Raw genomic sequence first — 12,754 nt, 5'->3', positions numbered from 1 at the left:
GGGAAAATAAAATAGATTATGTACAAAAAAAGATTGGGTTGCAGCATCCCAATCTTTTATCTATTCACCCACAACCATCTCCTGACACGCCCAAGCATCCACCTCTACCTTTAAAGCAGGGGAAGCCAATGCCACTACATAAATCATCGTCATACAAGGCAGGTGCGTGCCCAAAAACTGCCCCATGATTTGTTTCCTGCTCTCAGCATCGAACTCTCCTACGAGATAAAATACTAGTTTCGTTATATCTTCCACGGCCATATCTGCCGCTTCTACGTTTCGTTTCACATTCTCTAACGCTAGCTCTAGCTGCTCCAACGGGCTCTCGGGAATTGTTCCATCCGCCTCCATCCCCACTTGACCTGATAAGGTTAACCATCGCTGTGGTCCTGTTGTTTCTATTTGATGGGTATATGGGGCAACTGGCGGGTGAATGGTCTCAGGATTACGTAATGTTCTCATTGATAAAAACCCCTTTTCTGAAAATACAGTCAATTTTTATCATCATATCAAATTTTCAACCGTATTCAGATTTTTATGCTCAGAGTAAACTTAAGCAACAATCGCAACAGCCTGCTATAATTCTTGTCTTCTAAAAAGAAACCATCCGATAAGAAAAAAGAAAACAATCAATACCGATACACCTAGAAAACTTGTAAGTGCCTGATCCGAATAAGTCCCCTTATAAATCATCTCTTCGGCTGCATTTGTCACGCCTTTAGGCGCAAACTTCCCTAATGTCTCTTCATAAAATGAAGGTACGGTAAACAGAATAAGGTTGATCAAAAGCGAAACACCGCCAGCTGTGACAGAACGTTGAAAGAACGCCGAAGCACAAATGGTCGATACCACAATCAGCAATAAATTTGGATAATAAAGAAGTGTTCCTTTTAACACATTCATCCAATCCACATGCCCAAATTGAATGTCCACATAATAAACAGAGGCAAGCACTGCCACCACCAAACTAAACAAAGTCAAACAGGCATAGGCGCATATTTTCGAGACATAGTAACTCGTTCGACTGATCGGTTTCACCATAATCATCGCGGTCACTCCAGAGGCTCGCTCTCCAGCGATCGTCCCCATCACGATCATAATCAGGATAAACACACCTAGCGAATCAAATTTACTCAATGCACTCGCCAAAGCCTCTCCAGCACTAGGCTCTGGTATATAAAATGTAGACCCTTCAGGTAAATTAGCTGATTTCGATAGAAGATCCGGCAGCATTTTAAGCGTAATAGGCTGTGTGATCATTAAAATCGTAAAAATAATAGGAACAAATAAAATTTTATAGCTAGTGAATAACTCCCTAAATTCCTTTTTCAACATCATTATGCATTCACAACCTTCATGAAAATATCTTCAAGCGTCAGCTTAGATAGTCGATAATGGAGGAGAACACCGCCAGCTTCAGTGATCAGACGAGGCAGCTCCTTCAATGACGTTTGTTGATCTTTGACTCGCACCTGATAAGCGTTTTCTGTCTCAATGCATTCCTCCACCCAATGCCGCTCTTTTAGCAAAGTCACTAATTTCGTATTCTGTTGTTCTAATTGAAATTCAATCACTGGCTGGATATAGTCTTCTTTAATCTGTTTCATCGAAGAGGACATTTCAATTTTGCCGCTGTTGATCATGATAATATGATCTGCCACACGTTCAATGTCATCTAAAATATGGGTCGACATAAAGATCAGCATCTCATGCTTTAGACGCTCAATCAAAGTCAGGACGTCTTTTCTCCCCATGGGATCAAGTGCCGACACAGGTTCATCTAGAATAAGAACCTTCGGGCTGTTGATAAGCGCTTGCGCAATGGCAAGCCTCTGCTTCATGCCTCCGCTATAGCTGCCAATGGCACGATCCTTCGCCTCATACACACCACAAAGCTTCAACAGCTCCTCTGTTTTGGAACGAATGATGTTTTTCTCTAAATGAAATAACCCGGCAACCCAATTCATCCACTCCTGCCCCGTCATATCCTGATAAAATGCAGGATGCTGCGGACAATACCCTATCACATGACTGATTTGATCCATCTCCTTTGTGACATCCAAACCTGCCACCTTCACGACCCCAGAAGTTGGACGAGCAAGCCCTGTGAGAATCCGGATCGTTGTTGTCTTCCCCGCCCCATTGGCACCTAAAAAGCCAACACATCCAATCTCCCCAACAGAAAACGAGACATCTTTTAACACTTCATTCGGGCCATACGATTTCGTCAACCCATGACACTCCAGCATATTCAAGCAAATCCCCCCTATTAAGATTGTTTACGACCAAAAATGAAATACACAATAGGACCGGCACTCGCCACAAACACAATCACCAAAGCCCAAACCCATTTCACCTCTCCTCTGATTCTCGATGGGTCTCTTTTCAACAAATCAAACAAACCAATCACCATCAAAATCGCTTGCAGCAAAATAAGAGGTAAAATCATCTTCATATCCATCCACGCCACTCCCTTTTCAAACGCCAATTTGTTTTAATATCACTTCTTTTGACGACATGAAGAGAGGATTCGTTCAAACGGATTTTATTTTTATCGATCGATTGATCTATAAGATAGAAAAAAGCCCAGTGAAGGTTAGTTCACTGGGCTTGCTCATGATGAACCTCGCAAAATCTTTTCCATCTTCTTTCCTTTCGCTAACTCATCAATCAGCTTATCTAGATAACGAATGTTTTTCATGGTTTCTTCCTCAATGTCCTCTACCCGAACACCACAAATGACGCCTTTGATTAAACTGCGGGAAGGATGAAGCTCAGGAGCCTCAGCAAAGAAGGTTTCAATGTCTATCTGCTTATCTATCTGTTCCTGTAGCTCTTCTGGAATGTACCCTGTTAACCAACAAATAATCGTATCAACTTCAGACTTCGTTCGTCCCTTTCTCTCTGCCTTTGCGATATAGAGAGGATAGACTTTTGCAAAGCTCATTGTGTAAACTTTATGTTTGGTCATGTGCTCTTCTCTCTTTCTTTGTTTAAGTATTTTTTCGATGCATTAGAAGATAGTTAACCTCTCGTTTATATTCTACCCATTCTTTTATCATCAGATATATTACAATAATAACCACATGTGTATACATTATGATATAATTACTCGTTATCATATGTGAAAGGAAGAAGAAAATTGTCTAATTTCGATTTTCACGCATTACTTCAACCATTAGAGTTTGAGATGCTGGTATGTGATGTAGTGTCTCAAAGAGAAAGGGTCCCCTTTAGAACCTTTAAAGAGGGGCGAGATCAAGGTATTGATGGATTTTATACAGACAGTAAAACCAAAACCATCATACAAGTTAAACGTTATGGTCAGCAATTTTTTAAACCATTAATGAAAACTTTAAAGCAGGATCTCCAAAAAATCCGTAAATTAAAACCAGATCGATATATCTTAGGAGTATCAATGGAGTTAACACGACAACAAACAAAAGATATTGTTGATTTATTTAAAGAATTCAACGTTACTGAACACGATATATTAGATAGAGTTGAATTGAACAGACTCCTTTCACAGCCGACTTACAGAAAAGTGATAATTAACCAACCAAAGCTTTTAATCCCAAACTCAAATGTCCTAGAGCATTTGTTAAAAAAATACTTACATAGTCGTATTTATAAAGAGTCTGCCTATAGATTAAAAGATGCTTGTAAAACAGCAAAAACTTTTATACCTTCAAAAGTCTATAGGTCAGCAGTTACAAATTGGGACATTAACAGAACTATCATACTTTCCGGAGAACCAGGTGTTGGAAAGACAACAATCGCTCAAATTCTAGCTTTAGCCCATTTGTATCAAGATCAATTAAACGGATTTAGATGGGTATACTCAATCGATGATATATACAGTATGTTAGATGAAGACCAAATACAAGTTTTTATTTTAGATGATTACTGGGGAAGTATCATCGAAAAAGAAAAGAATAAAAAAGAAGAAGAACGCTTAGCTAAGTTAATAAAGGATATCGAAAATTTTCCTAATGATACAAGATTAATTATTACAACAAGAGAATATATTCTTCAACAACTCATTCATAAAAGTCCTTTACTTAAAAAAATATTTGATAACTATACCTTAATTTGCAACTTGGAAGCATACACCGAGAGTGAAAAAACAAGTATTTTATTTAGTCGTCTCTATTACTCAAAACTGAATTATGAGCATGTTAACTATTTGCATCTTCATACAGATGAAATTGTATATCACGACAATTATAATCCAAGGGTACTATCACTATTTTTAGATCAACAACCTCAAAGTTATGAAACACCAGAAGATTACTTAAATCGATTGTTAAATTATTTAGATTGTCCAAGTGATTTTTGGAGAGATATTTTTGATAATTTATCTAATGAAGCAAAGTTTGTAGCTTTGCTACTACTAATTACTTCGCCCCCCTCATTACAAGAGGATATTGAAATCTGCTACAAAAATTCCTTACACTATTATTTCACTGAAACGCACACGAAGAATTTAAGTGAGAGTCTCAGAGAACTTGAAGAAACCATGATCAAGACAGTTTATGATGATGAGTATGATGATATCTTTTTATATTTTATTAACCCATCAGCACAAGATTTTCTGCTTGACTTCTTGAAAGAGAATTGTGAACAATGGATTCTAAAACTACTGCCTTGCTGCTCCTTCTATAATCAATTATTATTTCTATTTAAGAATATATCACCTTTTTGTAGTTCAAACGTTAGTGAACAAATCATACAAAGTTGTATAGAACATTATGATGATTATACAACTAGTTTTTCAGAAAACGATAATATATGGAATGTTGATATTTTAGAACAAGAAAAGGGAAGCTTAGATAGATTCTTTGATTTACTTAGAATTTATCTAACACAAAATCAAAAACAACCGAGACTTTATAAATTTTTAGAGTATAAAATCAGTCAGTACTGTATTGATATGGGGAGTAATGATCCTAAAGAATATCAATATAATGATTTACACAATTTACCTGGTTATATCGCAAGTTGTACAAATATTGGAATGACTTTTAACGGATATAAATTAATAGATAAATACTACAAAAACGCCTTTAGTGTGTTTCATTATAAAGCGATGGAGCGTTTTCGAGAAATATTTCCTAAGGAGTACGAAATATTTTACGAATCTTTTAACTCAAAAATTAGAAAAAATATAAAACAATTAATTTTTTCAGAGTTAGATTTTTTAGATGAATACTGCATGGATGTAGAATTAGATATATTAATTGATAGCATTCCTGATTTATGTGATTTTTTTGGCGTTCAATACTCAATAGAAATGGATAAAGAAATTGAGCTTCTATATGGGCGCTCACCTACAAAAATAAATAATGATCATTCAATAATGAACAGGCATTTGTCGAATGAATATAATTCAAGTGAACATGACATAAGTACAGTAAAATATAACGCATATGATTGGATGTATGGAAAGGAAGAAGCATTAATAGAAAATGATGAAGTTATCGAACTTATATCAAATAGCAAACTTTCGAATGGAGTCAAAGATAAACTAATTCTCACATTAGACAATTATTCACCAGTTTACATCTACCAATTACTAAATACGAAAGAATCCTTGAATTTGTTAATTTCAATTTTAGAAAAAGACGGTTCAATGATGCCTGAGAGAGAAAGCGACTTATATATGAAGATGTTAACCCATTTAACTCAAGGAGATTCCACATTATTAATAAATTTAATTAACTTCTGTATTGATTCATTTTATTCATTCATGTATAGGAAAAAACCTTTATTCCGAAAAGGAGAATTTTTAAAAAGTAATATTTATAGTGACCATTTAGCAGATAACCCTTCACTCAAAAATATTGTGTATGAACATTTAATATTAGAGGATGAACAGTGGTTACGATTTATTCATATTCCATTATTCGTCGCTTGCTTTTCGATGAGTATATGTTTTAGCGTAGATGATGATGAATTACTAGAAATCTACCCAGAAATATGGGGTGATAATTCAAAAAAAATCAAACGAATACAGCTAGAGAATGGAAAAGAATTATCCGAACTATTTTATCCTGAATTTGGAGAATACTACATCTATAACAGTGAGTGGGAAAGCATATTATATCGGCTTTTCGAAGAGTTAAAACCATATCATTTTAATCAATTCTACGTTGAACCTGCCATTAAGCGATTTATGAAGCACTTAGGGGATGGCGATGAATCATCAAAGGTATTACAACTTATATCAACTATGGAATTGTTATTGGAATATGATCAGCATGATGAGATTAATCATATCGGGCAACAATATAGTATTAGTGACGAGCAAAATCTTATCGAGAAATTAGGAATAGCTGATTTTGATTTTTGGGATTTACCTTTGATTCCCCAAAATACATTTACTCATTTATTAAAAGGTGATTTAATAAAACGGAAAGTACATAATTGGCAAATGCCAGTTTACAAAATAGAGAACATCTGTTTATTAAAAGAGCTTGGAGTTTATAATCACTCATTAACATCCATAAAAAAGATTGAAAATCTCCTTAAACGCTTTGAAAATGGTGATTATTCGCAAATAATAGTAACCTAAACAAAAAACACCCCTTTGACAAATTCTCAAAGGGGTGTTTCATTATAAAAATTAACCCTACTCCACCGTCACACTCTTCGCAAGGTTACGTGGTTTATCCACATCGCACCCGCGGTGAAGTGCTGCGTAGTAAGCGATCAGCTGTAATGGGACAACAGATGCAAGTGGTGCAAGTGCTGGGTGTACAGCTGGAAGGACGAAACGGTCGCCTTCGTCTTCTAGGCCTTTTAGTGAGATGACACATGGGTTTGCTCCGCGTGCGACGACTTCTTTGACGTTACCGCGAATGCTGAGGTTCACGTGCTCTTGTGTTGCAAGGGCAATGACCGGTGTGCCTTCTTCAATTAAAGCAATTGTGCCGTGTTTGAGTTCTCCGCCAGCAAAGCCTTCTGCTTGGATGTAAGAGATCTCTTTTAGCTTCAGTGAACCTTCAAGGCACACATAGTAGTCAAGTCCTCTTCCGATAAAGAATGCGTTACGTGTCACTGTGAAGAAGTCACGAGCGATTTGTTCCATTTCATCCTTTTGATCGACAAGGGCTTCCATTGCGTTTGCTACAATACCAAGCTCTTTCACAAGATCAAAGTCAAGAGATTGACCGTTTAATTCAGCTGCAACTGAAGCAAGGATTGCAAGTACAGCGATTTGTGCTGTGTAGGCTTTTGTTGAAGCCACTGCAATTTCTGGTCCTGCATGAAGAAGCAATGTGAAGTCCGCTTCACGAGAAAGCGTAGATCCTGGTACGTTTGTGATCGTTAATGCTTTATGACCAAGCTCTTTAACTTGAACAAGTACAGCGCGGCTGTCCGCAGTCTCCCCAGATTGAGAAAGGAAGATGAACAACGGTTTTTTCGATAGAAGCGGCATGTTGTAAGAGAATTCACTCGCTACATGGACTTCTACAGGTACTTTTGCCCAGTCTTCAATGTATTGTTTACCGACAAGTCCAGCATGGTAGCTTGTTCCGCAAGCCACAATGTAGATGCGGTCTGCTTCTGCTACTGCGCTTGCGATATCGCCAGCGACTGACAGCTTGCCGTTTTCGTCTTGATATTCTTGGATGATTTTGCGCATAACAAGCGGCTGTTCATCCGTTTCTTTTAACATGTAGTGAGGATATGTGCCTTTCTCAATGTCGCTTGCATCAAGCTCAGCGATATAAGAAGGACGTGTCATGATATCACCGTCAAGGTTTTTAATAATAACCTCGTCTTTAGTAACAATGACCATTTCTTTATCCATTAATTCCGCATATTCGTTTGTTACTTGAAGCATCGCCATTGCGTCAGAAGCCACAACGTTGAAATCTTCGCCGAAACCAACCAATAATGGGCTTTTGTTTTTCGCCACATAGATTGTTTCTTTGTTTTCGTTATCGAAAAGGGCAATTGCGTAAGAGCCTTTTAGTTGAAGAAGCGTTTGACGGAAAGCTTCCTCTGTATCAAGACCTCTATTCACAAATTGTTCGATGACTTGAACAACAACCTCTGTATCTGTGTCGCTTTTTAGTGTGACGTCTTGTAAATATTCGCGTGTCAATTGTACATAGTTCTCGATGACACCGTTATGAACAAGCGTAAAACGGCCAGAAGCACTTTGATGCGGATGCGCATTTAGATGGCTTGGTACACCGTGTGTTGCCCAGCGTGTATGTCCAATTCCTGCTGAAGATGCCACGTTTGCATCAACAACTTCACGAAGCTCAGCGATACGTCCTTTTTCTTTGAACACATGTACGCCATCTTCGTTTGCCACAGCGATACCTGCTGAATCATACCCGCGGTACTCAAGCTTCTCTAAACCTTTTAATAAGATTTCCTTCGCATCATTCTGACCAATATAACCTACGATTCCACACATAAATATTCTTCCTCCCGATCATGTGAAAGGGACAAAGAAAGCCTACTAAAATAGAAGGGACATTTCTTCGTCCCTCTCTACATGTTTATTTTGGGAGATCATGTGTATTCCCTTTGTACAAAGAGTCACCTCTTTGGTTTAAAGAAACACTTACGGCTGTGATCTCTTTTTTTGATCAGCCGGGAGGCATCCGCCGAAAATTCGATAACCTCCATCCTCGTCAACTAAGCATCTTTCGTCCGATCGCTTAGTTCGGGCGCTATAATTATAAGAGAGTTCCTGAACATCTACCCTGCCTTTCCTGATAGAATAAAAATCCAGTAACACAAGGATGATTGTACTATAAGGTCTGACCTCCGTCAATCACAATTTAGCAGGTAATTGCCTTCATTTGAGAAAGTGAGACCTCCCTACACTATATGCGATGAGGCTTGTCACGTTCTACCTTTGATGTGCTCTCCTATGTATGAAGGCAGCTTCAAGTTGCCCTCACTTATATGATTCGTACAGATCCATCCAATTATGTCGTTTATTCGAAAAAAAAAGCAAACCGCTGCTAGCGATTTGCTTTCATCTATTACTCAATACCCATTTCTTCTTTCACAACAGCCGTAATTCGAGCAACATATTCATCACACAGCTCTTTTGTTTTTGCCTCTGCCATAACACGTACAAGCGGTTCTGTTCCAGATGGACGAACAAGGATACGGCCGTCACCATTCATCTCTTTTTCGACCTCTTGGATAACCGCTTTTACTTTTTCATTTTCTTCTACTTTATATTTATCAGACACTTTCACATTCACTAAAAGCTGCGGGAACTTTTCCATTTCCGCTGCAAGCTCTGATAATGTTTTCCCTGTCGCTTTGAGCGTATTCACAAGCATGATCGCAGAAAGCATACCATCACCTGTCGTATTATAATCAAGGAAAATCAAATGGCCTGACTGCTCACCGCCGACATTATAGCCATCATTTTTCATCGCTTCGACGACATAGCGGTCACCAACAGCAGTTTGAATGCTCTTAATACCTTGCTTCTCAAGCGCTTTATAAAAACCAAGGTTGCTCATGACCGTTGACACGACGGTATCATCCTTTAATCGGCCTTCATCCTTCAAATAACGTGCACATATGTACATAATTTGATCGCCGTCTACGATATCACCTTTTTCATCGACTGCAATTAAACGGTCACCGTCACCATCAAACGCAAGACCAATATCTGCACCTTTCTCCTTCACAAAAGCAGAAAGTGCCTCTGGATGAGTTGAGCCAACACCATCATTGATATTCAGTCCATTTGGTGATGTTCCCATTGTAGACACATCAGCATCTAAATCCGCAAATAAATGTGTCGCTAGAGAAGAGGTAGCACCGTGTGCACAGTCAAGCGCCACGTGAATACCTGTGAAATCCTCATCCGCTGTCTGCTTCAAGAATTGCAAGTATTTCTGACCGCCTTCAAAATAGTCATTGACCGTTCCAAGATCGGCTCCAACCGGGCGTGGCAATTGATCGACTGGCTGATCCATCAGCTGCTCAATTTCATTCTCCTGTTCATCTGACAGCTTAAAGCCGTCACCGCCGAAGAATTTAATGCCGTTGTCTTGAACTGGATTGTGTGAAGCAGAAATCATGACACCCGCTTCAGCATCCATTGCCTTCGTTAAATAAGACACACCAGGTGTTGAGATCACACCTAGACGCATCACTTCAGCTCCAATTGAAAGTAAGCCGGCAACGAGTGCTCCTTCCAGCATATGACCGGATAAACGTGTGTCTCGTCCAACGAGTACCTTTGGACGTTCTTTATCCTTTGTGAGCACATAGCCGCCAAATCTCCCAACTTTAAATGCGAGCTCTGGTGTTAATTCGCTATTTGCTACACCCCTTACACCATCAGTTCCAAAGTACTTGCCCATGTTTCAATCGCTCCTTTTTCCATTCAAGAGGACGCTTCGTCCTCTTTTTTATCTTCTTTGACCGGCTGTCTTTGACTTGATTCTTTCTTTGCTTTATCTTGTGTGGATTCTTCTTTACTCTTCTCATCCTGATCATCATCATCAGTTGATTGATCTTTTTGATCCTTTCGATCATTCTTAGACGCCGGCTGATCCTCTGTATCAGTAGAAGTGAGTTTCACTTTGACCTTTGATCTTGATAATGTCCATGTCACATTTTGAGGACCGTTCACTTGAACTTTGACCTCATGGGTTCCTTCGTTCAAGTCCCCTGCATTGATATAGGCTTCAACATCTGAAGCCTTTAGTTTATCAATCGCACTCTTCGATCCCTTTGCTGTTAACGTGATCCGTCCAGAAGATGGGCTCACAAAATCAGATGTGAGATCCTTACTCAAACCCACGACAGAAATCGGTACATTATCGATCTTTTTTTCTTCAGCTGTTGCAACCTTCACTTTGATCTTAACAGTTTCGGGCGATACCTTTTTCACACCATCTGGCAGCGGAATATCGGCATCAATCTCCGTATCATCTTTGATCTTACTTAGGTCCAGCTTGACGCCATCAATAAAATCAAGTGCATCCAGTGCCTTTTGAGAGCCGTACACTGTGACCTCACTCGGGCTTGTCTCAATGCTTGAGATGCTGATCCCTTCTGGCAAGCTGCCCGTCCGCTCAAGTTTAAACGGAACCTTTTTGCTCGGACTCGAGATTGGAACCGTAATATCCACCACGGACGGACTTACTTCGACTGGCAGCTCATTCCCGCTGCTATCATACACAGTGAGCTTCGCTTCTTTTTCAATTTGCTGATCGACATCCTCTAAATTCACAAAAGCTTTAATGACAGAAATTTTGTCGATGACGTCCTTTGATCCAGTAACTGTGACCTTTTTCGGATTCACAATGGGCTGTTCAGGTGAATAGCCGTCTTTGATTTTATTTTGATTATAAAATTCGGTTTCAACAGGAAATTCAGCTGTCGTTTTTTCTTGTATCGTCACAGTCGTCACAGATGGATTAATCGATAGTGTGAGTCCCTTCGATACATCTCTTGCCTTCAGCTCCACTTTATGTGTACCTGTCGATAAGTTCTGCATGTCTGCGTAAATTTCAAAATTCTTTGTTTGCCTTGCTGTTTTCACAGCACTTGTTGACCCTTTAATCGTGACATTGACTGTCTGCGGCACACCAGTGACAACGTATTTCTCGTCATCATAATACGCTTTAACAGGAATGTCAGTTAAAGTTGCTTCATCTGTCGTCGATGTTGGGAAAAAGGATTCACCGATTTTTTTCGGCGTGGGCGCTTGCGCTGAATTGACTGCACCATACAGCAATAAAGCGAAGACCAATGCAAGAAGCTTAACGGCCCAGCGATTATTCAAAATCTTATCCATTTTTCTTGCCCCTCCAATACCATTTGGTCGAGGAAGCATCTTTGCTGTTCTTACTAAATTCAGCAATCAGCATTTCTTCAAGCGCTTCTTCTGTCAATTCTCGGTGGAGATCACCATTCCTTGCGACAGAAATACCGCCAGTTTCCTCAGAAACGATGACAGTTAAGCTGTCTGTCACTTCACTTATTCCAACTGCCGCCCTATGACGCGTCCCAAGCTCCTTAGAGATAAAAGGGCTTTCTGACAGCGGTAAATAGCAAGCTGCAGCTGCAATCTCATCCCGCTTCATAATGACAGCACCGTCATGAAGCGGTGTATTCGGAATGAAAATATTAATGAGCAGCTCTGAACTCACCTTTGCATTCAAAGGAATTCCTGTCTCTATGTAATCATTCATCCCGGTATCGCGCTCAATTGTCAGCAGCGCGCCGATTCTGCGTTTCGCCATATAGTTAATTGCTTTTGTAATTGCCTCGATCGTTTTCTGCTGCTGTTCCTCTACAGGTGTCCCGCTTCTTGAGAAGAAACGGCCGCGCCCAAGCTGCTCAAGCGCTCTCCTTAGCTCTGGCTGAAAAATAATAATGATCGCAAGGAATCCCCACGTAATCGCTTGATCCATCAGCCATTGAAGTGTATTAAGACCGAGATACGCACTTCCCATCCTGACGAGAACAATGACCACAATTCCCTTTAAAAGCTGAACCGCTTTTGTTCCGCGGATGACCATCATTAATTTATATATCACATACCAAACAACGAGAATATCAACAGCATTACCGAGGTACTGCAAAAAAGGAATATCCCCTAAAGCCATTTCCTCGTCCTCCAGAATTTTCAGTTATTCTTCGTTTGATGCATTTTTTAATATAAAAAGAGCCTATGTATCAATACATAGCGTGGCTATTATACCACATTTTGTTTCAGCAAGGAAAATAGTTGCCATATCTGGCTGAC

The 12,754-nt window shown here is 39.4% G+C and carries 10 protein-coding genes; 1 reads left to right on the top strand and 9 read right to left on the bottom strand.

Going from position 1 to position 12,754, the window contains the following annotated elements; all coding sequences use genetic code 11:
* Window positions 1–60 precede the first annotated feature (60 nt).
* The 5 genes from QR42_RS01100 to QR42_RS01080 form a co-directional block, all read right to left on the bottom strand.
* Window positions 61–462: a RidA family protein gene (locus QR42_RS01100; RefSeq protein WP_039176067.1), complete on the bottom strand. Its 402-nt coding sequence runs from the start codon at window positions 460–462 to the stop codon at window positions 61–63.
* Window positions 463–576: 114 nt separating this feature from the next.
* Entirely contained in the window at window positions 577–1,341 is a 765-nt protein-coding gene (locus QR42_RS01095) for an ABC transporter permease (protein ID WP_084096334.1), read from the bottom strand.
* Window positions 1,338–2,255, bottom strand: a complete 918-nt coding sequence (locus QR42_RS01090) for an ABC transporter ATP-binding protein (protein WP_039176063.1) — start codon at window positions 2,253–2,255, stop codon at window positions 1,338–1,340. The genes QR42_RS01095 and QR42_RS01090 overlap by 4 nt, the downstream gene beginning before the upstream one ends.
* A gap of 14 nt (window positions 2,256–2,269) precedes the next feature.
* Complete coding sequence (locus QR42_RS01085; RefSeq protein ID WP_039176060.1) at window positions 2,270–2,461, bottom strand: PLD nuclease N-terminal domain-containing protein; 192 nt, start codon at window positions 2,459–2,461, stop codon at window positions 2,270–2,272.
* A gap of 153 nt (window positions 2,462–2,614) precedes the next feature.
* The gene (locus QR42_RS01080) at window positions 2,615–2,971 is read right to left on the bottom strand and encodes a DUF2200 domain-containing protein (protein ID WP_039176057.1); all 357 of its coding nucleotides are present in this window, start codon (window positions 2,969–2,971) and stop codon (window positions 2,615–2,617) included.
* A 171-nt stretch (window positions 2,972–3,142) separates the two neighbouring features.
* Here QR42_RS01080 and QR42_RS01075 point away from each other — a divergent pair, with 171 nt between their 5' ends.
* Window positions 3,143–6,574 carry an nSTAND3 domain-containing NTPase gene (locus QR42_RS01075; RefSeq protein WP_039176054.1) on the top strand — a complete coding sequence of 1,144 codons (3,432 nt, stop codon included), beginning with the start codon at window positions 3,143–3,145 and terminating at the stop codon, window positions 6,572–6,574.
* A gap of 57 nt (window positions 6,575–6,631) precedes the next feature.
* Here QR42_RS01075 and glmS read toward each other — a convergent pair whose 3' ends face one another.
* From glmS to cdaA, 4 genes are all read right to left on the bottom strand, one after another.
* Entirely contained in the window at window positions 6,632–8,434 is a 1,803-nt protein-coding gene (gene glmS / locus QR42_RS01070) for a glutamine--fructose-6-phosphate transaminase (isomerizing) (protein WP_007498541.1), read from the bottom strand.
* A 577-nt stretch (window positions 8,435–9,011) separates the two neighbouring features.
* Window positions 9,012–10,358, bottom strand: coding sequence for a phosphoglucosamine mutase (gene glmM / locus QR42_RS01065; RefSeq protein WP_039176051.1), 1,347 nt, complete (start codon window positions 10,356–10,358; stop codon window positions 9,012–9,014).
* A gap of 23 nt (window positions 10,359–10,381) precedes the next feature.
* Window positions 10,382–11,800 carry a CdaR family protein gene (locus QR42_RS01060; protein WP_039176048.1) on the bottom strand — a complete coding sequence of 473 codons (1,419 nt, stop codon included), beginning with the start codon at window positions 11,798–11,800 and terminating at the stop codon, window positions 10,382–10,384.
* Window positions 11,793–12,614 (bottom strand): diadenylate cyclase CdaA, encoded by an 822-nt coding sequence (cdaA, locus tag QR42_RS01055; RefSeq protein ID WP_008344027.1) that lies wholly within the window; start codon window positions 12,612–12,614, stop codon window positions 11,793–11,795. Before cdaA ends, QR42_RS01060 begins: the two co-directional genes overlap by 8 nt.
* Between the last annotated feature and the right edge of the window lie 140 nt (window positions 12,615–12,754).

This window comes from Bacillus sp. WP8 (assembly GCF_000800825.1).
Lineage (GTDB): Bacteria > Bacillota > Bacilli > Bacillales > Bacillaceae > Bacillus > Bacillus safensis.
Note: the sequence above shows the minus strand (reverse complement) of the source record. Positions and strands in the feature narration are given on the sequence as shown.

Coding starts and splice junctions, on each gene's coding strand:
- QR42_RS01085 (WP_039176060.1), bottom strand. CDS start 2,461: ATGGATATGAAGATGATTTTACCTCTTATTTTGCTGCAAGCGATTTTG.
- glmM (WP_039176051.1), bottom strand. CDS start 10,358: ATGGGCAAGTACTTTGGAACTGATGGTGTAAGGGGTGTAGCAAATAGC.
- QR42_RS01060 (WP_039176048.1), bottom strand. CDS start 11,800: ATGGATAAGATTTTGAATAATCGCTGGGCCGTTAAGCTTCTTGCATTG.
- cdaA (WP_008344027.1), bottom strand. CDS start 12,614: ATGGCTTTAGGGGATATTCCTTTTTTGCAGTACCTCGGTAATGCTGTT.
- glmS (WP_007498541.1), bottom strand. CDS start 8,434: ATGTGTGGAATCGTAGGTTATATTGGTCAGAATGATGCGAAGGAAATC.
- QR42_RS01080 (WP_039176057.1), bottom strand. CDS start 2,971: ATGACCAAACATAAAGTTTACACAATGAGCTTTGCAAAAGTCTATCCT.
- QR42_RS01100 (WP_039176067.1), bottom strand. CDS start 462: ATGAGAACATTACGTAATCCTGAGACCATTCACCCGCCAGTTGCCCCA.